The organism is Amycolatopsis sp. NBC_00355 (assembly GCF_036104975.1).
Lineage (GTDB): Bacteria > Actinomycetota > Actinomycetes > Mycobacteriales > Pseudonocardiaceae > Amycolatopsis.
Genome location: NZ_CP107982.1, coordinates 4,852,739 through 4,877,004, shown reverse-complemented (window position 1 = coordinate 4,877,004; position 24,266 = coordinate 4,852,739). Strand labels below are relative to the sequence as shown.

The following is a 24,266-nucleotide window of genomic DNA, read 5'->3' as shown; positions in this document are numbered from 1 at the left end:
GGAAGAACCACCATCGCCGGGGGATGGTGGTTCTTCCGCGTTTCTTTGCGCGTTTCCCGTATCAGGCCCGCTCGTCCGTGCCGGGTACCTTCGCCGTGGTGATGGCGATCCGGTTCCACGTGTTGCTGGTGAAGATCAGCGCGAGCAGTTGCGCCAGTTCGTCCTGGCCGAACTGGCCGGCGGCCCGGGCGTAGACGTCGTCGGGGACGCCGCCGGTCGAGATCAGCGTCACGGCGTCGGTCAGCGCCAGCGCGGCCAGCTCCTGCTCGCTGAAGAAGTTCGCGGCCTCGTGCCACACGGCGATCAGGTGCAGCCGCTCCTCGCTCTCGCCGGCCTTGCGGGCGTCGGAGGTGTGGATGTGCAGGCAGTAGGCGCAGCGGTTGAGCTGCGCGGTGCGGATCTGGACCAGCTCGACCAGCGCGGGGTCGAGCCCGGCGCGGGCGGCGGCGTCGAAGCCGATCAGGGCCTTGAAGGCCTTCGGAGCGGACTTGGCGAAAGTGATGCGGTGCGTCATGAGGAAAACCCTAAAGCCGAAGTGACCGCCGTGTAGGGTGCATTTCCGTGCCGGAATCATGGGTCAATCTGGGTGAGCGGCTGGGTGCCGATCTCCACCTCGAGCTGTCCGGCGCCGGCGGCAAGCGGGCCGCGCTCATCACCGCGCTGCGGGACGCCGTCCGCACCGGGCGGCTCGCCCCGGGCGTCCGGCTGCCGCCGTACCGCTCGCTGGCCGCCGACCTGGGCATCGCCCGCAACACCGTCGCCGACGCCTACGCCGAGCTGGTCGCCGAGGGCTGGCTCACCGCCGTCCAAGGCTCCGGCACGCGGGTCGCCGACCGCGCCGAACCGGTCGCGCCGGTCCGGACGCCGAAGAAGGCGCCCGGGACGCCGGCGCCGCGGTACAACCTCCGCCAGGGCCAGCCGGACGCGGCGTCGTTCCCGCGCACCGAGTGGCTCGCCGCCGCGCGCCGCGCGTTGAACGTCGCCCCGCACGACGCGTTCGGTCCCGGCGACCCGCGCGGCCGCCCGGAGCTGCGGGCGGCGCTGGCCGGGTACCTCGCCCGGGCCCGCGGGGTGCGGACGTCGCCGGACCGGATCGTCGTCTGCTCCGGGTTCGCGCACGCGCTGCGCCTGCTGTTCCCCGCCGTGCTGCGCGGCCCGCTCGCCGTGGAGTCCTACGGCCTGGCGTTCCACCGCTCGATCTTCACGGCCGCCGGCGTCCCGGCGATTCCGTTGTCCCTGGACGAAAACGGCGCGCGCGTCGACGAGCTGACCGCGGGAGTCCGCGCTGTCCTGCTCACCCCGGCGCACCAGTTCCCGACGGGCGGCCCGCTGCACCACGACCGCCGCGCCGCCGTCGTCGGCCACGCCCGCGCGACCGGCGGGCTGGTCATCGAGGACGACTACGACGGCGAGTTCCGCTACGACCGCAAGCCGATCGGCGCGGTCCAGGGCCTCGATCCGGAGCACGTGGTCTACGTCGGTTCGGTCAGCAAGAGCCTCTCACCGGCGCTGCGGCTCGGGTGGCTGGTGCTGCCGGGGCACCTCGTCGACGCCGTCCTGGCGGTGAAGGGCGAGCGCGAAGCGTGGGCAGGCGTGGTGGATCAGCTCACCCTGGCCGAATTCGTCGAATCCGGCGCGTACGACAAGCACATCCGGCGGATGCGGCAGCGCTACCGGCGCCGTCGCGACCTGCTGGTCGCCGCGCTCGCCGAGCAGGCCCCGCACGTCACTCCCACCGGCGTCGCCGCCGGCCTGCACGCCGTGCTGCGCCTGCCCGAGGGCACCGAGAATTCGGTGGTGCGGGCCGCGACGTGGCAGGGTCTCGCGCTCGACGGCCTGGCCGCCTTCCGGCACCCGGCCGCCACGATGTCCACAATGGACGGACTGGTCGTCGGGTACGCGACCCCGCCCGAACACGCCTACGCCGCGGCCGTCGACGCGTTGTGCCGCGCCCTGCCGCCCGAGTGAGCCGTCAGCCCACAGGGTTATCCGACGATGTCGATCTCGAACGGGTCCGCGGCGCTGTAGTTGATGTCGGCCCAGACGGCGCCCGGCAGCTCGTACCGCCGGTGCGAAGTCAGCTTCGAGTTGTAGCCCGCGACCTGCGCCGGGTTGTGCCCGACGCCGTTGTGGTCGTTGCCCCACGCGAAGATGTCGCCGACCCACATCGGCTTCGAGAAGCCGTCACCGCCCAGCCGCGGGCGGACGACCACGGCCGAACCCGGGCTGCCGGAAAGGAAGACCCGCACCGTGTTCTGCTCGGCGTTCGGCGGGGTGACGGTGATGCGTTCCATGATCTCCACTCCAGTCGAGGCGGATCCGTTGCCGTCCACTCCGGGCCAGAAGTCGACGACGGACGAGACGTCGTAACCCGGGGCGACGTCGCCCCGGTACTGCTTGGCGACGGCGCCGTCCGGGATGGCCGGATCGCCGTCGTAATGGGCGATCCAGTAGTGCGGCTGGGCCACGCCGGCCGACGAGAAGGCCGACTGCACGCTCGGCCAGGTCGAGCGGTTGACGTAGATCGTCGGGTCCGCGCCCGCCGCGCGTCGCATCCGGACCCAGCCCGGCGCCTCGGCCGGGGTGGCGTCACCGGGTTCGACGTCGAGGACGTGTCCGTCGTTCGTGCTCGCCTTCTTGACGATCGTGACCTTGACCGCGTTCGGGAAGCGGGCCCAGTCGGCGGCCGACCAGGGTTCCAGTTTGATCTTGTCGATGTATCCCGCGACGAGCTGACCGCCGGCGGGGATGTTCGCGGCCGTGACCGCGTCGTACATCGTGCGCACGGGTTGCGTCTCCGTTCGGTGCCGTATCGCCGGTTCGGGGACGGCGAAATCGTCTCCGCGATCCGCCATCGTGCTGTTACCCATGTGGGACGGGCGTCAAGCGGAAATGGTACGCAATTCCGGTGCGTCACCGAGACGGCCGCGGCACACGATTCCTTCACCACGGGATCACGCGGTGACGGTGACTTTCCGCTATCGGCACTGGCTTCCCGCTCACCCGGCTGGCAAGCTGCAGACTCTCCACGAGGGAAGGCACGTGCATGGCCGCACACCCGGCGCGATCCCGGCGTCTCGACGCGCGGGTCGTCGTCCTGAGCGTGCTGCTCGTGGTGGCCCTGCTCGCCTGGTTCGGGGTGGACTACCTGAAGAACCGCCTCGCGAACGGGGGTTGTGACACCACGACCCCGGTCCGCATCACCGCCGCGCCGGACGTCGCGCCGGTGCTCTCCGCGCTCGCGCGGTCGGTGCCGGGACCCGACTGTTACACCGTGGAGGTCACGGCGAGCGCGTCGACGGCCACCGCGGCGGCCCTGGAAGCCAACGGCGCGAACGGGCCCGACGTCTGGGTGCCCGAGTCGAGCACCTGGCTGCTGCAGGCGCGGGACGGCGGCGCGTGGAACCTGCCGGAGACCGGTCAATCGGTGGCGAGTTCGCCGGTTGTCCTGGCGCTGACCGACGAAGTCGCGAAACAGGCGGGCTGGCCGGCGAAGTCACCGTCCTGGTCGGACGTCGTCGCCGGCAGCCCGGTGGGGCTGCCCGACCCGGGCCGTGATCCCGCCGGGATCGCCGCGCTGATCGGGCTGCAGCAGCTGACGAAGGACGCGCCCGACCCGGCCGCCGCGTTCACCGAGGAGATCCGCAGGCTGTCGGCGGTGAAGGAACCGTTCACCGCGTCACCCGCGTCGGAACAGTCCGTGCTGGCGCGCAAGCTCGTCGCCGCGTACCCCGCCGTCGGGGTGCCGAGTTTCGACTACCCGTACGTCGTGCTGCCGCGCGCGTCGGAGGCGTCGAGGACGGCGGCCGAACGGTTCCTGCGGCTGCTGCTCGACCAGTCGGCCACGAAGGCGTTCGCCGACGCCGGTTTCCGGACGCCGACCGGCCAGCTGCTGGGCGACCGGGCGCCCGACACCCGCACGAGCGCCGCGCCGCGGCCGGTCGGCCCGCCCACCCCCGAAGCGATGTACGGCGTGCTGCAGGCCTGGGCCGGGGCCAACCTGAGCGCCCGCGTCCAGGTGCTGCTCGACGTGTCCGGCTCGATGGCCGCCACCGTCCCGGGCACCGGCCGCAGCCGGATGGCGCTGACGCTGGAAGCCGCGACGCAGGGGCTCGGGTTGTTCAAGCCCACGACCGAGCTGGGGCTGTGGCTGTTCTCCACCAAGCTCGAGGGCGACCGCGACTACAAGGAACTGCTGCCCATGCGGTCCATCGCGGACCAGCTCGCCCACGGCGGCCTGGCGACGTTGCAGGCGGTGAAGCCGAAGCCCGGTGGCGCCACCGGGCTGTACGACTCGATCCTCGCCGCGTACCAGAACGCCCGGCAGAGCTGGAAACTCGGCCGGATCAACGTCGTCGTCGTGCTCACCGACGGCCGCAACGAGGACAGCGACTCGATCGGGCTGCCCGGCCTGCTCGCCGAGCTCGGCAAGCTGCAGGATCCGCGCAAACCGCTGCCGGTGATCGGGATCGGCATCGGCCCGGACATCGACGCCACGGAACTGCAGCGGGTTTCGGCCGCGACCGGCGGCGAATCCTTCAGCACCCCGGATCCGCGCAAGATCTCCGACGTCTTCTACCAGGCGCTGAGCAAGCTCATGTGCCAACCACCGGCTTGCAAGAAGTGAGGACGCCGTGCTGGAGCTGACCGAAAAGCCCGCGCCGCGCACGGTGTGGAGACCGCCGGCCGTCGTCCTCGTCGCGGTCGTGGCCGGCCTGGTGCCGTTCGTGCTGCACGCGTGGGCGGCGCTGCACGGGAATTTCGACCAGGACGACTTCATCGTGACGTACCGGGCGGGCGCCGCCGGGCCGTTCGACCTCGGGTTCCTGTTCCAGGACTACCACGGGCACCTGACGCCGGGCGGGTTCTTCCTCGCCGCGGTGCTGACCGCGTGGGCGCCGCTGAACTTCCCGCTGCTGATGCTGCCGCTGCTGCTCATGCGCGCGCTCGCGACGGTGCTGTTCTGGTGCCTGCTGGTGCGCTGTTTCGGCCGCCGGTGGGCGATCCTGGTGCCGTTCACCGTGTTCACGGCGTCGACGCTGCTGCTGGTCCCGACGCTGTGGTGGGCCTACGGCGCGCAGATCGTGCCGGTCGTGCTCGCCGCCGTCGGCGCGCTGCACGCGCAGGTCCGGTACTTCCGGGACGGCGGCCGCTGGTGGCTGGGCACCTTCGCGTGGACGCTGTTCGGGCTGGCGTTCTACGAAAAGGCGGCGGTGATCCCGGTGCTGCTGGCCGGCGTGGCCGTCCTCTCCGGACAGTCCTTCCGGGACCGGACGCGCTACTGGCTCGGGCACGCCGCGCTGCTCGCGGCGTTCATGGTGGCCTACCTCGCGCTGACGTCGAGCCAGGTGACCTCGGCCGGCACGCCGATGTCCGCCGGGACCGTCGCCGACCTGACCGGCCGGATGCTCGGCGACACCCTGCTCCCGGGCCTCGCCGGCGGCCCGTGGTCCGGCCCCGGGCCGGGCGCGACCTGGGCGCCGTCGCCGTTCGTGGTCGTCGTCGTGGTGTTCCTGGCGGCGCTGGGCATCCTGATCGCCGGGGTGCGCGCGGGTGGCCGCCGGGCGTGGCGGGCGTGGGCGCTGCTCGGGATCCTGCTCGCCGTGGACGTCGCGCTGCTGGCGCTGACGCGGCTGCGCGAAGCCGGCCCGGGGGCGGGGGACGATCCGCGGTACGTCGCCGAACTGGCGCTCGTGGCCGCCCTTTGTGGAGCGTTCGCGTTCCTGACCCCCGGCGAAGTTGCGCCGTCCGGTGGAAAGCGCGAACGGCCGATCGCCCTAGTCGTCTGCCTGCTTCTGCTCGCGAGCTCCACGGTGGGTTTCCTGCGGCTGTCGCCCGGGATGCGGTTCGAGCACTCCGGCGAGTACGTCGCCAACGTCCGGGCCGCGCTCGCCGAAGACCCGGATCTCGTCTTCTACGACAACTTCGTCCCGTCCGATGTGGTGTTCGAATGGTTCGGGGCGGATTCCTTCGCCTCACGCGTGGTCGGCCTGCTGCCCGGCGCGCACTTCGACCAGCCGACCAGCCGGATGCACCTGCTCGACGCGGACGGCAGGCCGCACCGGATCACTGGCGTGGAGCCGGTTTCCCGCGGTGTCCCGGGCCCGGTGCCGAACTGCGGTACCACGATCGGCGAGACGCTCGTGCGGATCCCGCTCGACACCCCGGTGCTCGGCCGGTACCTGCTCAAGCTCGACTACTACACCTCGGACGGCGGCGAAGGCCTCGTCGACCTCGAAGGGAAGCGCACGCCGGTCTGGTTCCAGGACGGGCTGCACTCGATGTTCGTGCCGGTGGACGGCCTGTTCGACCACGTCGGCGTGCAGCTGTCGAGCCCGGGCGCGCCGGTGTGCCTCGCCAAGGTGGAGGTCGGCAAGCCCGTCGTGAGTGGTTAGGGCGGTTCTAACCGCCCTGACCACTCACGACCGGGTCGGTGTCAGTAGGGGTCGTACGGGCTGTCGTGGCCGAGCAGGCGCGCCACCGGCCGCAGCCGCAGGCGCAGCAGGACCTTGATCCCGACGTTGCGGACGAACCACGGCAGCTGGGCCAGCACGCGCAGCCGGTCCGCCGGGGACGGCGGCGCGAGCCGGAACCGCGCCAGCGACGTCGCCCGGTCCACATAGGTGTAGCGGCGTCCGAAGAGGACTTTCGCGACCGTGCCGAGCGTGACGCCGATGGAGGAAAAGCAGTCGTGGACCAGGATTTCCGCCCCCGGCGGCAGGTGGTCCGACCAGCGCAGGTCGTCGGTGTAGGTCCAGTAGTCGTGCTTGCCGTCGATGTAAAGCAGCTGTAGGGGCCGGTCCCAGTCAGGGCGCAGTGCCGTGCTGTAACCGGCGACGAGCTCGACGACGTCGTCCAGCCCGGCGGCGCGGATGTTGCGCTCGAACAGTTGCCGCGTCGGGGATCCGCCGAACAGCCGGCCGTCGACGAACGGGTCGACCGCGATCACCGTGGCCCCGACGGTGCGGGCGGCCGCGCCCAGCACGATCGTCGACCGGCCCTGGTGGCTGCCGATCTCGAGGATCACGTCGCCCTTCTCCAGGCGGCGCGCGGCGTCCCAGAGGGCTTCGCCCTGCGCGCGCGTCATCCAGCCCTTGACCGGCTCGGCCAGGGCCCAGGCATCGTCGAACGCCGTGTCCTCGGAAGAAATGACGCACCTGCCCAGGAAATTCGGAAACCGGGAAAAATCCTCGGCACATGGTAGCCAGGTTTCGGCCTAGTATCTACCGGATGGTAACCGCCACCCGCGAACGAACCCGGGACGACGCTCCGCCCTCGGGGCGCGCCCGGAAGTTCTCGCCGGGTGGGTTCGTGCGCCGGCCGAGCACGTGGATCGTGCTGGCGCTGACCACGTTGTCGTTCCTGCAGATGCCGGGGAAGACGACGTTCGACACCAAGCTCGACCTGGCCGTCGACCCGATCGGATTCCTCGGCCGCGCGCTGCACCTGTGGAACCCGCAGGCGACCGCGGGCGAACTGCAGAACCAGGCGTACGGCTACCTGTTCCCGATGGGTCCGTTCTTCGCGCTGGGCCAGGCCGCCGGGATACCCGCGTGGGTCACGCAACGGCTGTGGGGCGCGCTGCTGCTGTCGGCCGCGTTCGGCGGGGCGCTGCTGCTGGCGCGCGCGATGAAGCTCGGCACCGAGCGCACCCGGCTGATCGGCGCCCTCGGGTACGCGCTCGCGCCGCGGATGCTGACCGAAATCGGGGGTCTGTCCGCGGAAATGCTGCCCGCGGTGCTGCTGCCGTGGGTCCTGGTGCCGCTGGTGCGGGCCGGGGTGACCGGCTCGCCGCGGCGCGCGGCCGGGCTGTCCGCGGTCGCCGTGCTGTGCATGGGCGGCGTCAACGGCGCGATGGTCGTGATGGCGCTGGTCCTGCCCGGACTGTGGCTGCTGACACGCAAGTGGACGCGCGAGCACGTCCGGCTCGCCCTCTGGTGGGCCGGGTTCGTCGCCTGCGCGACGCTGTGGTGGATCCTCCCCCTGTTGCTGCTCGGCGAGTACAGCCTGCCGTTCCTGGACTACATCGAGTCCGCGACCAACACGACCGCGCCGATGTCGCTGTTCGAGGTGCTGCGCGGGACGAACCAATGGGTCGCCTACGTCGTGCAGGGCACGCCGTGGTGGCCCGGCGGCTGGTCGCTGATCGACAACCCGGTGCTGATGCTCGCCACCGGGCTCGTCGCCGGCGTCGGCCTGCTCGGGCTGACCCGCCGCGGCCTGCCGGAGCGGCGGTTCCTGGTGCTGGGCGTCGTCACCGGCCTGACGCTGCTGACGATCGGGTACGTCGGCACGCTCGACAGCCCGCTCGCCGAGCAGGTCCGGCACCTGCTCGACGGGCCGCTCGCCCCGCTGCGCAACGTCCACAAGTTCGAACCGGTGCTGCGGCTGCCGCTGATGCTCGCGTTCGTGCACGGCATTTCCGGCCCGGTGCGGGTGAAGTCCGCGCGCCGGTTCCTGCGGCCCGCGGCAGGTCTGCTGCTGGTGCTGGTGATGGCCGCGCCCGCGTGGCTGCTGAACCTGCGCTCCGGCCCGGGCTGGAACGAGGTGCCGGCCTACTGGTACGACGCGACGGGCTGGGTCGCCAAGGCCGACCCGAACGCGCGGACGCTGCTGCTGCCGGCGACCGGCTTCGGCGAGTACGACTGGGGCCGCACGGTCGACGAACCCGCGCAGGCGATCGCGAAGAGCCCGTGGGCGGTGCGCAACCAGGTGCCGCTGGGGTCCGAAGGAAACACGCGGCTGATGGACTCCGTCGACGCCGCGCTCGCCGACGGCCGCGGCGACCCCGGCCTGGCCGCGCTGCTCGCGCGGTCCGGGTACCGGTTCCTCATGCTGCGCAACGACATCGACCGGCAGCGGACCGACGCCCCCTCGATCGCCACCCTGCGCTCGGGCCTGGCGGGGTCCCCGGGTATCGGCAAGGCCGCGACGTTCGGCCCCCTTGAGATCTATGAGGTGCGGCGGCCGGTGCCGCTGGCCACCGCGACGTCCACAAAGGACGTCCCGACCGTGAGCGGCGGCCCGGAGAACCTGGCCCCGCTGATCGACTCCGGCCAGCTCGACCCGGCGACGCCGACCGTGCTCACCGGTGACGGCGGCTCACCCGGCGGCCCGCGGCTGGTCACCGACGGGCTGCGGCGCGCCGAGCGGAACGTCGGCGGCGTGCGCGACAACCTCAGCCAGACCCTCACCGCGGGGGAGGCGTTCCGGCAGGAGCGCGCGGCCGGCGATCTGCTGCCGTTCCCCGGCCAGGAGCACCAGACCGTGGCCGCCTACCGCGGCATCCGCGCGGTGACGGCGTCGACGGCCGCGTCGTTCGCCGACGCCTTCGGCGGCTCCGACCCGAGCCACCAGCCGTTCGCCGCGATCGACGGCGACCCGCGCACGGCGTGGCAGTCGTCGTCGTTCACCGGCCCGGTCGGCCAGTGGCTGGAAGTGGAGCTGGACACCCCGCGCCTGGTCACGGCCGTCGACCTGCAGATGGTCGACGACCTGCGGGTCGGCTGGCCGGCGACCCGCGTCCGGATCACCACCGACAACGGCTCGGTCGACCAGCAGGTCATCCGCGGCGCCGGAGCGCACAGCTACCCGGTCGCGGCGGGCGTCACCACGAAGGTGCGGGTCACGCTGCTGTCGCTGGTGGTCGGGCGGCAGGACGGCAACGTCGGCATCGCGGAGCTGAACATCCCCGGCACCCAGCCGCAACGCGCGCTCGAGGTGCCCGCGGACCTGCCCGCCGGTCCGGCGCCGGGGTTCGCGTTCACCCGCGGCGCGCAGCCGCGGTACGCGTGTCTCCCGGCGGGCGGCGCCGTCCGCTGCGACGCGACGGCCGCTCGCGACGGTGAGGAACCCGACGGGATCCGGCGGCTGTTCAGCACCCCCGCGGACGCGACGTTCCTCGTCGGCGGCTCGGTGCTGCCCGCGGGCGGCGGCAAGAACCCGGTGTCGCTGCCGGGGGTGACGGTGGCCTCGACGTCCCAGCTCGGCGGTGACCCGGCGGCGAGCGGGTTCGCCGCGGTCGACGGCGACCCGGGCACGACGTGGCGCCCCGACGTCACCGACCTGCGGCCGACGTTGACCCTGAACTGGACCGCGCCGAAGCGGATTTCGGGGCTGCACATCGGGGTTTCGCCGGGGAGCGGGGCGAAGGCGCCGCGGCAGGTGGAGCTGGTCGCCAAGACGGGCAACCGCACGGTGCAGCTGGACGAGAGCGGTTCGGGCACCTTCGAGCCCCTCGACACCGACCAGCTGCAGATCATCGTCCCCGGCGACGACGACGATCCCGCGGCCCGCGCGGTGGTCGGCGTGGGCAGCCTGGAACTGTCCGGCACGGATGGGCTCTTGCCCGGTCCCGATCCGGCGTTCACGGTGCCGTGCGGCGCGGGCCCGAACATCCACCTGGACGGCCTCGACTACCGGACGTCGGTGACCGGCACGCTGTCGGACATCATCGACCACCGCCCGCTGCCGCTGACGATGTGCCGCGACTCCGAAGGCGGCATCGAACTGCCCTCCGGTGGCCACGAGCTGCGCACGGACCGGTCGGAGTCGTTCGTGGTCCAGGACCTGTGGCTGCGGCCCTCTGCGGAGGTTGCCCCTGTTGCGCACCGGGCAGTGCAGATCGGCAAGTGGGATGCGACGTCGCGCTCGGTGACGGTCGCCCCGGGCGACGAGTCGGTGCTGGCGGTCCCGGAGAACGCGAACGCGGGCTGGGTGGCCACAATGGACGGCAAACAGCTGACCCGCACCCGCGTGGACGGCTGGCAGCAGGCGTGGATCGTCCCGGCGGGAGCGGGTGGGGTGGTCGCTCTGTCGTTCACCCCGGACGCTTCGTACCGCACGGACTTGCTGATCGGGGCCTTCGCGGTGCTGCTGTTGCTGGTGGGCGTGGCCTGGCCGGCCCGCCGGCGCCCGTTCCCTGTTTCGGCCGGCGGTGCGGTTGTGGTTCCGGTGCTGCTGATCGGGCTTCTGGTTGCCTTGGGCGGGATGCTGCCGGTGGTGCTGTTGATCGCCTGCCTGCTGGCGCGTCAGTTCTCGGAACGGGCACCGAGGTTCCTGGCGTTCGGCGGCATGGCGGTGGCGGCGGCGGTCTCGGTGACGGGCCGGGTCCTGGGCCACGGCCAGGACTGGGCTTACGGCCCGGTCACCCAGGCGGCGCTGTTGCTCGCGGCCGCGGCGACGGTGGCGACGTGCATCGACTGGTTCGCGCGCAAGGAAAACCCCACCGAGCCGACTCCCGGAGGGGCCTGACGATGGAGGATTTGGGACGTCAGGTGGCCAGAATCCTCCATCGAAGTCAGCGGGTGTGCACGTCCGGGCGGGGTCGGTCGCGGGCGATCCCGTAGGCCGCTCGCAACTCCGCGAGAACCTTGTGCGGTTCAGTGCGGAGCCGGGCAGGCAGGGTCTGGATCACTACCACGCCCGCTCTCAGGTAACGAGCGTCCCGGCGTGGTAGCCGGGCCCGGCGTGATGGCTGCGGGAGTCGATTTCCCAGGCAAGACCGACCTCGTCCCACCCAGGCATCCGGGGTGGCGATGTAGCGACCGCTCGCGGCGAACGGCTTGATGTTCCACCGGCACTCAGGCAGTTTCGAGCGGCCGAGCAATCGCCACGCGTCCACCTCGGCCACCGAGCGCGCGCCGCCGAGCAGAGGCGCCGGCGCACGCGCGGGCAACGTTCTCCCCGCGCGCTTGCCGTCCGCGAGTTCCCGTGCAAGGGCTTCCGGCGTGCAGCGGCTCGCCGTGGGATGCCCAAGGCTTCCAGCCGACTCGCGCGGACCACCCGCGGACCGTCACGTGCCAGCATCGGGTGGCGGATCCAGTTTCCTCTTCGCACCCCTCCAGGATGAAACGATCTTCGCCGGAACGAAAGCGAAACGCACGAACGGTCCGTTCGTGACGCCGCCGTCAGCCCGCGCGGCGGGCCCGCACCTCCACCAGCGCCCCCGCCAGGGCCAACCCGCCCGCACAACAGGCCGCCACCGTCACCACCTGGGTCGCCGATCCGTGCAGCCACGCCGGGATCAGTACCGCCTCCACCGCGACCGCCGCCCACATCAGCACCGTCACCCGGCGGTCGCCGTCCGCCAGGCGTGCGTACAACAGGATCTGCACCAGCGCCAGCATCGAGCCCGCCAGCGCGAACGGCCACAGCGGCATCGTGCTTCCGGCGTACCGAACTCCGCCGATCAGCGGCAGCAACCGCGAGCCGAAGACGAGCGTCACCAGCACCACCACCGCGTCCAGCGACGCGCACACGGCCAGCGCCACCGGTAACGCGCGGCGGCGGGCGGAGAGGACCGCGAACCGGGGGAGCACCAAGACGCCCACGGCCTGTGGCAGCCAATACGCGATCTTCGTGACGATCGCCCCGAGCGCGTACTCGCCCGCCTCCGCGGCGGGGAGCGTGTGGCGGGCCAGCACCAGGTCCAGGTTCACCAGCAGCACCAGCGCCAGCATCGCCTGGGCCGTGTGGAGGACGTCGCGGCCGTGGCGGTCGGCCCAGCGGGGACGCGGCCGGCCGCAGATCTGCCAGCTCGCCGTCACCACGGCCAGTGAACCGATCGCCGTGCCGGCCAGCGCGCCGGTCGTCGAGCCCGAGACGAGCAGGCCCACCAGCGAGCCGCCGACCTTGCCGGCGCCCTCCAGGGCGATGAGCCCGGCCAGCGTGGCGAAGCGGTGGGAGCCCTGGAGGAGGCCGTGGAACAGGCCGAGGAGCGTCAACGGGCCGAGGGACGCCGTCACCAGCAGAGCCGGGGCCAGCGAGCCCAGGTGCAGCAGGAGCACCAGCAACGGGCTGAGCGTCAGCGCCGCCGCCGCGACGATGCCGCTGGTCATCAGGCCGAGGGCGAAGAGCGAGCCCGTGTGCTGCGGGGAGCGCGCGACGCGCAGCGCCACCACCGTCTGCAGCCCCATCGCCGGGACGACGCCGATCACCAGCACCGCCAGCAGCGAGCTCAGCTCGCCGAACGCGCCCGGGACGAGGATCCGGGCCGCCGCCAGGCTCAGCACGTAGCTGCCCGCGTTGTTGCCCGCGAGGGCGAGCGAGACGAGGATCGCCGCGACCCGGTTGCCGGTCCGCGCCGGTACGGCTTCGGTGTCTACGCTCAACGACGGGCTCCCATTACCGGCGAGTAATGACCAGGGACGATAACCGCGCGGGGAAGGGAAAGGAAGGGCCGTGGACGCACCGGGCAGCAGGCCGGCACTCCCCGTCGTCTCCGCTGTGCTCGCGTTCGCCGTCTGCGCGCCCTTGCTCGGCCGCGGGTTCGTGCTGAGCTACGACATGGTCTTCGCGCCGCAGCAGTACTTCGTGCCGGACGCCTTCGGGATCGGGGCGACGCTGCCGCGGTCGGTGCCCGCCGACGCCGCCGTCGCGCTCGCGACGACCGCGCTGCCCGGTGACATCGTCCAGAAACTCGTGCTGCTGCTGGCGATCTTCTTCGCCGCGTACGGCGCGGGAAAGCTCGTCCCGACCGAGCACACCGGTACCCGGCTGGTCGCCGCGACCGCGTACGCCTGGACGCCCTACGTCGCGGAGCGGCTGTTCATCGGGCACTGGCCGCTGCTGCTGACCTACGCGTGCCTGCCGTGGATCGTCCGCGCCGGCCTCGCCGCCCGCGACCACGAACCGAAATCCCTCTGGCGGCTCGTGCTCACCTGCGCCCCCGCGGTCCTGACGCCGCCGGGCGGGGTGCTCGCCGCCGCCGTCGCCATCGTCGCCGCCGGGTCGCGCCGGATCCCGGCGACCCTGGGCATCGCCGTGCTGCTCAACCTGCCCTGGCTGGTGCCGACGTTCCTCAACGCCGGCGGCACCTACTCCGACCCGGCCGGCGTCACGGCGTTCAGCGCCCGCGCCGAAAGCTGGGGCCCGGCGCTGCTCAGCGTCCTCGGCCTCGGCGGGATCTGGAACTCCGAAACGGTGCCCGGCAGCCGCGCCGTGCCGCTGATCCCGGTGCTCGTGCTCGTCACCGTCGCGATCGCGCTGGCCGGCCTGAAACCGCTCGCCGCGCGCTGGGGCACCCCGCCGGTCCGCGCCCTCTTCCTCCTCGGTGTCGCGGGCGTCCTGCTGGCGTCGCTCGCCACGCTGCCGGCCGGCGACGCCGTGCTGGACTTCGCGACGCGGCACCTGCCCGGCGCCGGGCTGCTGCGGGACGCCCAGAAGTGGGTGGCCTGGTGGGCGTTGCCGCTCTCGATGGGCTTCGCGCTCGCGGTCGAAGCCGCCGCCGCGCAACTGCGGACTCCGCGAGGACGGACCGGGCTCGTCGCCGCGGCCGTCCTCTTCCCGATCCTCACCATGCCGGACCTGGCGTGGGGCGGCTGGGGCCGGCTCGGCACCGCGCGGTACCCGGACGACTGGCGCGCGGTGTCCGAAGTGCTCGGTGGCGACGATCGTCCCGGTGACGTGCTGGCGTTGCCGCTCTCGACGTTCCGCGGCTTCGCGTGGAACGGCGATCGCACGCAGCTCGACCCGGCGCCGCGCGTGCTGCCGAAACCGGTGCTGATGGACGACACCCTGCAGGTCGGCGCCGATCGGATTGTCGGTGAGGACCCGAGGATCGGCGACGTGCGTGCCGCGACGTCCGCCCGGGAGCTCACCGAGGCCGGGATCGGCTGGGTCCTCGTCGAACACGGGACCCCGGGCGACGTCGACCCGCGGCTGCTCGCCGGGGCGACGCCGGTGTGGTCGGGGGAATGGCTGACGCTGTACCGGACCCCGGGTGAGGCAGCGGTGAAAGCCGTTGCGTGGGGCCCGGCTTTGCTCGCGGACGGCGTAGCGCTCACGTTGCTCTGCGTCGCACTGTTGTGCCGGATGTTACCGATGCGTACATTGGGCCGCGGCAGGATTTTCCCGCCGCGGAAGGAGTGACACGTGGGCACGCTCATCGGGGTGGTAGCCGCCGTCATCATCGGAGGCGGTCTGGCGACCGGCGCGGGCTTCGCCCTCATCCAGAGCGCCGACCCGGACAGCGCCGCCCAGGTGCAGGACCAGTTCAACGCGCAGGTGAAGTACAACCCCGCGGACCACCCGGCCAAGTTGTACGGGAACCGCTGACGCGCCGGGACATGACGCGGTTCGCCACCGACCACGCGCACCGCGTGGTCGGGCTCTACGGCGACCCCACCGTTTCCTGGAGCATCCTCCTGGAAGCGGACCTTTTCTCCGCCCCGGAACCGGAAAAACTCCGCGCGCGGCTCGCGGCCGCGCTGCCGCGGTACCCGCACCTCGGTCCCGTCCCGGTGGTCGAACAGACCCGGGCCACTGAGTTCTCCGAGGTCCGCGCCCGCTTCGCGGCCGAGCCCTACGACCGCGGCGCGCCCCTGGTACGGGTCGCCGTCCGTCTCGACCGGCCGGCGTTGCTCGTCGCCGCCCACCACGGCGCGCTCGACGGCCTCGGCCTGCTCGCCCTGCTCGGCTTCCTGCTCGACGTCCCGGTTTCCTCGGCGGCGCGCGGGATCGGCGAGCGCACCGGCGGCGGGAAGCCGTTCGTCGTTTCGGCCGTCCAGCGCCTCGCCGAGGCGCTTTTCGCGCCACCGGGCCGGATCGTGCCCGATCGGGACGGTGAGACCGCCGGAGACGTCTTCGAGGCCCGCCGCGTGCCCCGGTTGCGATTGGGGGCTGCGGGCTTCGTCGCGGCCGCCACCCGCGCGACCGGCCGCTGGAACCACGCGCACGGCGCCCGTACGGCCCGCGTCGTCGCCGCGCTGGGCGCGTCGTGGCGGTCCGGGGCCGCGCCGGAACCCGTGCACGACAGCGCGTTCTTCCGGCTCCGGCTGCCGTCCGGTCCGGACACCGCGGCGGTCGCGGACGTCCTGCGCGCGCAGCCGCCCGAGCCCGATTTCCCCGCACGCAGCAGCCGGGTCGCCCGGCTGGGCACCCGGTTGCTGGCGAGCCGGCTCGGCTCGACGTTCCTGGTGTCGAACCTCGGGGTGGTGTCGGCGGGGGACTCCGTCCGTTCGATCGCCTTCTACCCGGCCGCGAGCGGCCGCTCAGGCGTGGCGTTCGGCGCGGCGACCACGGGGGACACCACCACGGTGACCGTGCGGGCCCGCCGCAAGGACTTCGGCGCGGCGGCCGCCGGCCGCCTGCTGGACCGGTTCCGGGACGCGGTGCGGGAGGAAGCCGGGCCGGTCCAGGACCCGGGGCCGCGGAGCCGGCACGCCGGCGACGTCGCGGACCAGTGACGCGAACTCGCCGACACTCCGGTCCCAGCTGTACTTCCCGGCCCGTTCGGCCCCGGCCAGGCCCATCTCCGCGCGGCGCAGGCCGTCGGCGAGCAGGCCGTCGACGCGGGCGGTGAAGTCCTCGAAGTCGTCCGCCAGCAGCCCGGTCCGGCCGTCCACGATGGACTCGGCGACGCCGCCCGCGGCGCGGTAGGCGACCGAGGGCACGCCGTGCGCGGCCGCCTCCATGATGACGATGCCCCAGCCCTCCTTGACCGACGGGCACAGGTGCAGCCACGACCGCGCCAGGATCTCGTGCTTGGCCTGCTCGTCGACCCAGCCGTGCAGGGTGACGCGGTCCGCCACGCCGCGCTCGGCCGCGTGCGCCCGCAGCACCTCGTCCCACGGTCCCTGGCCGACGACCTCGAGCCGCAGCTGCGGCCAGCGCCGCGCGAGCCGCGCGACGACGTCGATGGCGTGCTCGATCCGCTTGTGCGGCACCAGCCTGCTCACCGCGACCAGGGTGGGCGAACCGTCCCGTTCGGACGCCACCGGCGGGGGTGCGTCGAGGCCGTTGGCGACCACCGTGACGCGCTCGCGGCCGACGCCCAGGTCGGCGAGCTCGGCCTTGGTGACCTCGGAAACCGTGACGTAGCGGCACTTGCGGAACAGCCACGGCGCCAGTCGCGACTCGATCCACCAGCCGACCCGGCCCAGCGTCTCACCCAGGGCGCTGATCCACTGTTCCTTGTGGACGTGGTGCACGAGCACCAGCACCGGACAGCCGGCCACCAGCCGGGCGAAGAACGGCATCCCGTTCTGGACGTCCACCACCAGATCGGCGCGCGCCCGGCGGATCGCCCGCAGCGCGTGGACGTAGACGCCGAACTTGTTGCCGCGGCGCCGGTAACGGACGCCGTCACGCCATTCGCCCGCCGTCGCGCCCGGGTAGGCCGCGCACTGGATCTCGACCCGGTAGCCCGCCTTCGCGAGTCCTTCGGCCATCCGCTCGACGTACCGCTCGGACCCGCCGCCCTCGGGGTGGCCGGTGTCGCGCCAGTTGACCAGCAGCACACGAGGACGGTCCATCGGGTTATCCAAACTGTAGCGACGATGCTAGGTTACCGGTGCGTACACGGTATGCGTACACAGTAGAGGAACGTATTTCGGAAAGCGATGGTTCAATGGCAGTAAATCCGGTCGTCGCCCCGAACGCCGAGCCGCACCGCGCGACGCTCCGCCGTTCCGTGACCCTCTTCCGCACTTTTCTCACCGAACAGACCGACCCGGACGGTTTTTACTCGGCGCTGGCCGCCGACTCCGTGCGGCAATTGGCGGCACACGCTCCGCTGTCCGGGCGCACGGTGCTCGACGTCGGGGGCGGTCCGGGGTATTTCTCCGACGCGTTCCGCGCGGCCGGCGCGACCTACCTCGGCGTCGACCCGGACGTCGGCGAGCTGTCCGCGCGCGGCGAGCCGGGGGAGAACATGATCCGCGCCAGCGGCACGGAACTGCCCGTGCGCAGCGGATCCGTGGACGTCTGCTACTCCTCGAACGTACTGGAGCACGTCGCGAAGCCGTGGGTGATGCTCGACGAGATGTGCCGGGTCACCAAGCCCGGCGGCACCGTCTTCGCGTCGTTCACGCCGTGGTATTCACCCTGGGGCGGTCACGAGACCGCGCCGTGGCATTTCCTCGGCGGTCACTACGCGCGTCAGCGGTATTTCCGGAAGCTCGGGAAGCAGCCGAAGAACAAATTCGGCGAAAGCCTTTTCCCGGTGTCGGTGGGCGCCGCGCTCCGCTGGGCGAAGGCGACACCGCTGGCCGATCTGGTGGCCGGGTACCCGCGTTATCACCCGAGCTGGGCGATGTGGATCGTGCGGGTCCCGGCCCTCCGGGAAATCGCGTCGTGGAACCTGGTGCTGGTCCTGCGGCGCCGTTGATTCAGGGGCCGGCGGTGAAGAGCACCTTCCGCGGCGGCTGCTTCCCCCGCGGCGCGGCCGGGGGCTCGGGACGCCGGCGCCGGGCCAGCAGCACGATCGAGCCGATGATCAGCACGCCGCCGCCGATGCCGAGCCACAGCGGACCGGTGCTGGAGAGGAATTCCAGCCGGCCCTTGTTCGCGTTCACCTGGTCCGCCATCTTCGCGACGGTCTCCGCGGTGTAGGCGAGCGTCCCGTCGAACACCACGGCCGAGGTGCCGCTCGTCCCGGCGCGCAGCTCCTGGTGCTGCTGTTGCTGCTGCTTCATCTCGATCCCGGTGACCGGCTCCACCCACAGCGTGTTGACGCCGCGGTAGTAGAGGTCGGCCTGCACGGTCGGATCGGGGGAGCCGACCAGTGAGCCCGGCACGTCCTTCGTGGCGATCTTGGTGTCGGGGATGTCCTGGACGAACTTGTAGGTCTCGATCCCGTCGACCGTCTCGGTGCCGGCGAACCTGGCGGTGACGGCCGCGCCGGTGTTGTCGTCGTAGACCTTGTAGTCCTGCTGCTCGGTGCCGAACGGGAACTTGAAGTTCAGCCCGGGCTGCGGCTTGTAGTCGTTCGTCTCCGGCGGCTTCTGCCCGTCCTTGTCGGCCTTGTCCTTCAGTTCGGTGACGTAGCTGCTCTTGGCGTCGCACTTCGGGTCGGTTTCCCCGCGCGGCTCGTAGCCCTCGCCGCTGCGCCGGTCGAAGCAGACCTGCCGCTTGCTCGCGCTGAGCACCGTGTTGTCGGCGTCGTCGGTGACCTGGACGGCCAGGAGCCAGACCGCGTAGTCGGTGTCCTGGTGCATCTCGGGTGCCGCGAAGTTCGCCTGCACGTGCGCCACCGCGGTCAGCTTGGCGTCCTTGCGGATGGCCGAGACCGGGCCGGAGCCGTTGTCGGTCACCGCGAGCACCTGGCTCGCGGTACCTTCGAGTGTCGACGTCGAATCCTGGTCGAGCGGCACCTTGGCGAGCTTGGGGTAGACGTAGGCCGGGAGCAGCACGGCTCCGGCGACCGCGAAAACGCCCAGTGCCAGCAAGATCAGGCCGAAAGCACGTCGCAACGGTCCTCCTGGTTTCACGCAAATTACCGGGCGGTAATCAGTGCCCGGATAGTGGCCCGCGCCACGCCGGGCGTCAAAGTGTGACCCGCGGTCACAGACACCGGGTACGCCCGGAAGGCGGCAGGTGGGCCGCCGTTCGCACCAACCGACCAAACATGTTTGTTCCCGGGCACAACGGACGTGGGCCCAGGATCGGACGATCCTCACTCCGCCGCGCTGGACCGCAAGGAGCATTCCCACTTTGTCGCAGGATTCTTCGATGGTCGCGATCGCGGCCACCGCCCGCTGGCGCGCCCGGATCGTGGCGGCGGCCGCGAGCGTCGGGGTCAGCCTCAGCGACCCGTCGGCGGGCATCCCGGGCATCCGCGCCATCGTCTGCGGCCGCGGCGACCTCGCCCGGTTCGTCCCCCGCCTCGGCCACGACGGCGAGCCGTCTCACCCGGCGATCGGCGCCCACTCGGATTCGATCGCCGACCGCGAGCTGCGCGACGCCGTCGCCGACGTGGCGGCCCTGCTTTCGTTGCACGGCAACGTGGTACTGGACCTGGACGCCGGCGGTCGCCGGCGCCCGGCGCGGCGGCCGGACGTCGTCGTCTCGGCCGCGCTGGACCGTCCCCAGTGGACGGAACCGGCGGTGTCCCTTCCCGTGGGCACGGATCGGCGCGGAGGTCCGCTCACGGTGGAGCTCACCGCCGGCCCCGGCTTCGAGGGCACGCTGCTGGAACTGGCGAGGCTGGTGGAGCTCGACGCGGCCTAGCCTGGGCCGGACCAGACCAGGGCCGGTGCCGGACGGCTACAGCCGGCGCTCGGCCGCTCGCCGTGTCAGGAGTTCGTGGCCGCTCCCGGCTCACCGCCCTCCCGGTGGACTTCGCAGCCCGGGTCCGGGCAATCGGCCGCGTGCCGGGCGTTCCACGCCGCCACCATCGACTCGTGGCGCCGTGCGAACCGGGCGTCGCGCCGCGCCTGCCACACCGACGGGCTCACCATGCGGGTCACCAGGAACCGGCCGGGCAGGTAGTCGTTGCCGGCGTCGGCGACCTCCAGGCCGCCGGCCGTCAGGATCGTCCGCATCGCCCCGGCCAGGGCCGCCCCGATCGCGGACGTCAACCGCCCGAACGCCGCGCATTCCGCGCCTTCCCGGTGCGGGTCCTCGCCCCAGGCCTCCTGCGCCGCGTCGAGCAGGATCGTGTGCTCGTACCAGTCGACCGCCACGCCGCGCAGATCCGGCACGTCGACGTACACGACCGCGCCGGCGGTGCCGGTCGGGTGTTCTCCCGGCGCCACCGGCAATCCGGCGGCGGCCGGCTCGGCCTGGACGACGTCGCGCCGGACCTCCAGCCGGAACCGGCGGTCCGGTTCCGCCGCGGCGGGTGTTTCCGTCATCGTCACAGACACCCCCGACAAAATCCGGGGGCCGGCCGGACGTCAGCTCACGATGGCCGTGGCCCGGATCTCCACCCGCATCCCCGGCGCGCCCAAAGCCGCGACGCCGATCTGGGTCCAGATGGGCGCCCGGTCGCCCATGCGCTTGCGGAACTGCTCCACCATCACCCTCGTGTGGTCGTCGCCGATGCTGTCGGTGGCCGTGGGGAGGTGGAACGAATCGACCGCGACGACGTCGGCCCAGCCGGCGCCCGCGGTGGCCAGGGTGCGCTCGACGTTCTCGAAGGCCCGGACGATCTCCTCCTCGAGGGACTCGGGGAAAGCCGTGTTGTCGTCCCAGCCGCCCTGGCCCGAGATTTCGACGCGGTCGCCGATCCGGACCGCCTGCGTGTAGTGCAGGGCGGCGAGGTGCTTGGGGCCGTAGCCGGGGGTGACGAAGAACTCGGGCATGGGGTTCCCTTCGGTTGACTTCACGCTTGAAGTCACCGTATCAGACTTCAAGCGTGAAGTCATGGCGCGCTGGGTAGAGTCCTCCCATGGGACGCGACGCGGACGGGCCTCGCTGGCTGACGCCGTCCGAAAAGGACGCCTGGACCGGGCTGATCTCGCTGATTCTGTTGCTGCCGGGCAAGCTGGAGGCGCCGCTGCAGCAGGAAGCCGGCGTCACGCTCTTCGAATACCTGACGCTCAGCCAGATGTCGGAGGCGCCGGACCGGCGCCTGCGGATGAGCGAACTCGCCTACCTCGCCAACGGTTCGCTCTCGCGACTGTCCAACGTGGTCAAGCGGTTCGAGCAGCGTGGCTGGGTCGAGCGCTCACCCGACCCCGAGGACGGCCGCTACACCCTCGCCGCGCTCACCGACGCCGGTTACGCGGTGGTCGTCGCCGCGGCGCCGGCGCACGTGGCCGCCGTGCGGCAGCTCGTGCTCGACCCGCTCACCGCGGCCGATCAGCAGGCGCTGGCCCATATCGCCGAAAAGCTGCGGGTGCGGCCGGTCGATCTCGCCTAGGGCGGTCCTTCGGGCGGCTCCGGCTGAGCCGGCGCCGGTTCAGCCGGGACCGGGCAGTTCGGCTGCGAGGACAACCCGGACGGCCTTCCGGGCGTCAGCCCGGCAAGGAGCCCAGGGAGGTCGCCGTGGACGTGCCGACGAATGTTCTGCTGCCGGGTGAGCGGCTGCTGTGGTCGGGACGGCCACAGCGGCTCGTCTTCGCTCGGTTCGACTGGTACCAGTTCGCGTTCGGCCTGTTCTGGGGGATCGCGACCGTCGTGGTCCCGGTGGCGAGGCACCAACCGCTGTCGTTCTTCTCATGGGCCGTCGGGGTGAGTGGTGTCGCGTTCCTCTGGGTGCCGGTCGTCATCAGGTTGCGAGGGCGGCGCGGTGTCGAGTACGTCGTGACCGACCGGCGGATCGTGCTGGCCGATCGCTTCTCGGGAAGGACGCGCGCATCGGCGTACCTCGGCACGCTGCCGCCGCCGGTCGCCCGGATCCGGCGGGACGGCAGCGGAACCGTCGTCTTCAGCGGGTTCTCGCGCGGCCCTTTGACGTTCCTTCCTCCGTCGGGGCCCCTGATGCTGACGGGACTGGTCGACGTGCCGGAGGCCGGGCGTGTCCGGGACCTGATCGCGTGGGCACAGGCCGGGCAGGCTTGACCTCACTTGGACGTGTCCGATTCCGCCACCCGCGTTGTCGGACGCGCCCTAGTCGTCGACCCACTCCAGCAGGTCGCCGGGCTGGCATTCGAGGACCCGGCACATGGCTTCCAGGGTGCTGAACCGCACGGCCTTGGCTCGGCCGTTCTTGAGGACGGCGACGTTGGCGGGCGTCAGCCCGACCTTCTCGGCGAACTCCCCGACGCTCAGCTTGCGCTTGGCCAGTTCGACGTCGATGCGCACGACGATCGCCATCAGATGACCGCTTCCATGTCGGTCCGCAGCGTAGTGGCCTGGCGCAGCAGTGCGCGCATGACCACCATCAGCAGGCCGATCACGGTGATCCCGACGGTCACCAGGAACAGCAGCATCGGCATCCCCGGATCGTCCGCGTTGAAGCCGACGAAGATCAGCATGCCGACGAAGACCACCCACGCGGCGGCCACGGCCCAGACGATGGCGTCGACCCACTTCAGCGCCGCGCTGGTGAAGATCCGGTCCTTCTTGACCAGGGTCAGCAGCTTCCAGGTCGCGACGACGACGACCTCGACGCACAGCACCAGGAACACCGCGATCGCGGTCAGCGGCCACCGCAGCGGCGCGTCGTGCGGGTTCTGCGACGTCGTGTACGCGATCCCGCCGGGCAACGAGAGCGTCTGGAACACCACGAGGACGGCGAACAGCACGACGAGGAACACCCGGAGCGCGGCGACAGCGCGTCTTTCGGTGAGCATGCGACGACTATCGCCGCTTATCTATCGAAAGTCAATCGGTAGCTGTCGATCTACGATGGCTCCGGATCAAGCCGAACGGACTCCAACGCGACGTACAGCTCGCCGATGTCGACCGGGTCGGTCAGGTCGCGCTTGGTCAGTTCCTGCACGCGGCGCAGGCGGTAGCGGACGGTGTTGGGGTGCACGAACAGCCGGTCCGCCGCCTCCTTCGCCGAGCCGTGGCCGGCGAACCACGCGAGCAGCGTGTCGAGCAGCACCTTGCGCTCGGCGCCCGACAGCGTGAGAACCCCCGACAACGCCGACCGCACGACGTCGCGGGCCATCCCCGGCGCGGCCGCGACCAGGGTCGTCACCGGTGAGTCGCCGAACACGACCACGCCGGCGGTTGCCGACGGCAGCGAGCGGCGCGCGATCCGGGCCCGGTGCAGCGCGTCCGGGACGTCCGGGAACCCGGCGAACGGCCGGCTCAGCCCGGCCGCGACCGGCAGTGAACCCAGCACTTCCCGCAGCCGCCGGAGGTCTTCGATCCGGTCGATCGCGACCAGGCCCGCTTCGCCACCGGGGCGCCACGCCGACCGCCAGCGCCGCGCCCGCATCAAGGCCTCGACCGTGTCCTGTCCGTCCTGTCCATCCGGTTCGACTCGTTCGGTGACGACGGCGACGAACATGCCCGCGGTCGGCAGCCCCAGCTCGCGGGCCGCGGCCTCCATTTCGGACTGGCCGGCCAGGCGCCCGCGCAGCAGGTCGTCCAGCCGGCGCGCGTTCGCGTGCGACGGCTCGGCCGCGACCTCGTCGTACGCCGTGGTCAGCGCGTCCGAGTAGAGGTCGATCGCCTTCCAGACGTAGGAGTTGATCTCGATCGTCCGGGTGGAGTTGAGGAACTCGGGGCCGGCCAGCTCCAGCAGCGCCTCGTAGACGAACGTGCCGCCGATCCGGAACGCGCGCAGCACGGCCGGCAGCGGAATCCCTTGCCGCGCTTGGACGAGCCCGGTCTTGCGGGCCGCGTCGAGCGCGAGGCCGTGGCCGTCGGCCAGCGCCGTCAGCGCGCGTTCGAGGTTGGCGTGGCAGACCTTGCGCAGCTCGGCCGGCGCGACGTGGTCGACCTGGCGGTAGAACTCGTCTTCCGTGCTGAGCAGCCGGGCGAGGCGATCGGCGAACTCCGGCAGCCTGCCCAGCATCTCGCGCACCAGCTCACGGTGTTCGCGAGGTACCGGCCTGGCCAGAGCTTCGATGCCCATTCCTCACTTTAGCTCGGGTTCCGGTGGCGGGGATACGCACGAACTTGAGCAAAATTCATATCCGCCG

Annotated in this window: 21 protein-coding genes; 10 read left to right on the top strand and 11 right to left on the bottom strand. The window is 71.9% G+C overall.

Annotation, left to right across the window (positions count from 1 at the left end):
• Positions 1-61: 61 nt before the first annotated feature.
• On the bottom strand, positions 62-514 hold the full coding sequence (locus OHS18_RS21460; RefSeq protein WP_328449957.1) for a carboxymuconolactone decarboxylase family protein: 453 nt from the start codon (positions 512-514) through the stop codon (positions 62-64).
• 47 nt (positions 515-561) lie between these two features.
• On the opposite strand from OHS18_RS21460, the gene pdxR reads away from it, so the two are divergent.
• The gene (gene pdxR, locus OHS18_RS21455; protein ID WP_328618262.1) at positions 562-1,968 is read left to right on the top strand and encodes a MocR-like pyridoxine biosynthesis transcription factor PdxR; all 1,407 of its coding nucleotides are present in this window, start codon (positions 562-564) and stop codon (positions 1,966-1,968) included.
• Between the two features lie 17 nt (positions 1,969-1,985).
• Here the strand turns inward: pdxR and OHS18_RS21450 are convergent, their stop codons facing one another.
• Positions 1,986-2,786, bottom strand: coding sequence for a hypothetical protein (locus OHS18_RS21450; protein ID WP_328449962.1), 801 nt, complete (start codon positions 2,784-2,786; stop codon positions 1,986-1,988).
• Positions 2,787-3,046: 260 nt separating this feature from the next.
• Between OHS18_RS21450 and OHS18_RS21445 the strand changes: the two genes are divergently transcribed.
• Positions 3,047-4,627 (top strand): substrate-binding domain-containing protein, encoded by a 1,581-nt coding sequence (locus OHS18_RS21445; RefSeq protein WP_328449964.1) that lies wholly within the window; start codon positions 3,047-3,049, stop codon positions 4,625-4,627.
• A 7-nt stretch (positions 4,628-4,634) separates the two neighbouring features.
• Positions 4,635-6,395, top strand: a complete 1,761-nt coding sequence (locus OHS18_RS21440) for a hypothetical protein (RefSeq protein WP_442875400.1) — start codon at positions 4,635-4,637, stop codon at positions 6,393-6,395.
• A gap of 41 nt (positions 6,396-6,436) precedes the next feature.
• Here the strand turns inward: OHS18_RS21440 and OHS18_RS21435 are convergent, their stop codons facing one another.
• Complete coding sequence (locus OHS18_RS21435; RefSeq protein ID WP_328449966.1) at positions 6,437-7,087, bottom strand: class I SAM-dependent methyltransferase; 651 nt, start codon at positions 7,085-7,087, stop codon at positions 6,437-6,439.
• A 143-nt stretch (positions 7,088-7,230) separates the two neighbouring features.
• On the opposite strand from OHS18_RS21435, the gene OHS18_RS21430 reads away from it, so the two are divergent.
• A complete protein-coding gene (locus tag OHS18_RS21430; protein WP_328618261.1) occupies positions 7,231-11,253 on the top strand; it encodes an alpha-(1->3)-arabinofuranosyltransferase in 4,023 nt (1,340 codons plus the stop codon).
• A 656-nt stretch (positions 11,254-11,909) separates the two neighbouring features.
• On the opposite strand, the gene OHS18_RS21425 is transcribed toward OHS18_RS21430, so the two are convergent.
• A complete protein-coding gene (locus OHS18_RS21425) occupies positions 11,910-13,112 on the bottom strand; it encodes a lipopolysaccharide biosynthesis protein (protein WP_328449970.1) in 1,203 nt (400 codons plus the stop codon).
• 70 nt (positions 13,113-13,182) lie between these two features.
• Between OHS18_RS21425 and OHS18_RS21420 the strand changes: the two genes are divergently transcribed.
• Together OHS18_RS21420 and OHS18_RS21415 are read left to right on the top strand one after the other, a co-directional pair.
• Entirely contained in the window at positions 13,183-14,871 is a 1,689-nt protein-coding gene (locus OHS18_RS21420; protein WP_328618260.1) for a hypothetical protein, read from the top strand.
• Between the two features lie 3 nt (positions 14,872-14,874).
• Positions 14,875-15,057, top strand: a complete 183-nt coding sequence (locus tag OHS18_RS21415; protein ID WP_328449974.1) for a hypothetical protein — start codon at positions 14,875-14,877, stop codon at positions 15,055-15,057.
• A 935-nt stretch (positions 15,058-15,992) separates the two neighbouring features.
• On the opposite strand, the gene OHS18_RS21410 is transcribed toward OHS18_RS21415, so the two are convergent.
• A complete protein-coding gene (locus OHS18_RS21410) occupies positions 15,993-17,240 on the bottom strand; it encodes a glycosyltransferase family 4 protein (RefSeq protein ID WP_328618549.1) in 1,248 nt (415 codons plus the stop codon).
• A 173-nt stretch (positions 17,241-17,413) separates the two neighbouring features.
• Here OHS18_RS21410 and OHS18_RS21405 point away from each other — a divergent pair, with 173 nt between their 5' ends.
• The gene (locus OHS18_RS21405; protein WP_328459231.1) at positions 17,414-18,109 is read left to right on the top strand and encodes a class I SAM-dependent methyltransferase; all 696 of its coding nucleotides are present in this window, start codon (positions 17,414-17,416) and stop codon (positions 18,107-18,109) included.
• A 1-nt stretch (position 18,110) separates the two neighbouring features.
• Here OHS18_RS21405 and OHS18_RS21400 read toward each other — a convergent pair whose 3' ends face one another.
• Positions 18,111-19,193, bottom strand: coding sequence for a DUF3068 domain-containing protein (locus tag OHS18_RS21400; RefSeq protein ID WP_328449977.1), 1,083 nt, complete (start codon positions 19,191-19,193; stop codon positions 18,111-18,113).
• Positions 19,194-19,452: 259 nt separating this feature from the next.
• Here OHS18_RS21400 and OHS18_RS21395 point away from each other — a divergent pair, with 259 nt between their 5' ends.
• Complete coding sequence (locus OHS18_RS21395) at positions 19,453-19,950, top strand: hypothetical protein (protein ID WP_328449979.1); 498 nt, start codon at positions 19,453-19,455, stop codon at positions 19,948-19,950.
• Positions 19,951-20,015: 65 nt separating this feature from the next.
• Here OHS18_RS21395 and OHS18_RS21390 read toward each other — a convergent pair whose 3' ends face one another.
• Entirely contained in the window at positions 20,016-20,576 is a 561-nt protein-coding gene (locus OHS18_RS21390; RefSeq protein WP_328618259.1) for a hypothetical protein, read from the bottom strand.
• A gap of 42 nt (positions 20,577-20,618) precedes the next feature.
• A complete protein-coding gene (locus tag OHS18_RS21385) occupies positions 20,619-21,026 on the bottom strand; it encodes a RidA family protein (RefSeq protein ID WP_328618258.1) in 408 nt (135 codons plus the stop codon).
• 86 nt (positions 21,027-21,112) lie between these two features.
• Between OHS18_RS21385 and OHS18_RS21380 the strand changes: the two genes are divergently transcribed.
• The gene (locus OHS18_RS21380; RefSeq protein ID WP_328618257.1) at positions 21,113-21,586 is read left to right on the top strand and encodes a MarR family winged helix-turn-helix transcriptional regulator; all 474 of its coding nucleotides are present in this window, start codon (positions 21,113-21,115) and stop codon (positions 21,584-21,586) included.
• A 125-nt stretch (positions 21,587-21,711) separates the two neighbouring features.
• Positions 21,712-22,227, top strand: a complete 516-nt coding sequence (locus tag OHS18_RS21375; protein ID WP_328449987.1) for a hypothetical protein — start codon at positions 21,712-21,714, stop codon at positions 22,225-22,227.
• 48 nt (positions 22,228-22,275) lie between these two features.
• Here OHS18_RS21375 and OHS18_RS21370 read toward each other — a convergent pair whose 3' ends face one another.
• The 3 genes from OHS18_RS21370 to OHS18_RS21360 are packed head-to-tail and all read right to left on the bottom strand — an operon-like array spanning position 22,276 to position 24,199.
• The gene (locus OHS18_RS21370; RefSeq protein ID WP_247056639.1) at positions 22,276-22,482 is read right to left on the bottom strand and encodes a helix-turn-helix domain-containing protein; all 207 of its coding nucleotides are present in this window, start codon (positions 22,480-22,482) and stop codon (positions 22,276-22,278) included.
• Entirely contained in the window at positions 22,482-22,961 is a 480-nt protein-coding gene (locus tag OHS18_RS21365; protein WP_328618256.1) for a DUF2975 domain-containing protein, read from the bottom strand. The genes OHS18_RS21370 and OHS18_RS21365 overlap by 1 nt, the downstream gene beginning before the upstream one ends.
• A 50-nt stretch (positions 22,962-23,011) precedes the next feature.
• The gene (locus OHS18_RS21360) at positions 23,012-24,199 is read right to left on the bottom strand and encodes a PucR family transcriptional regulator (RefSeq protein ID WP_328618255.1); all 1,188 of its coding nucleotides are present in this window, start codon (positions 24,197-24,199) and stop codon (positions 23,012-23,014) included.
• Positions 24,200-24,266: the final 67 nt, after the last annotated feature.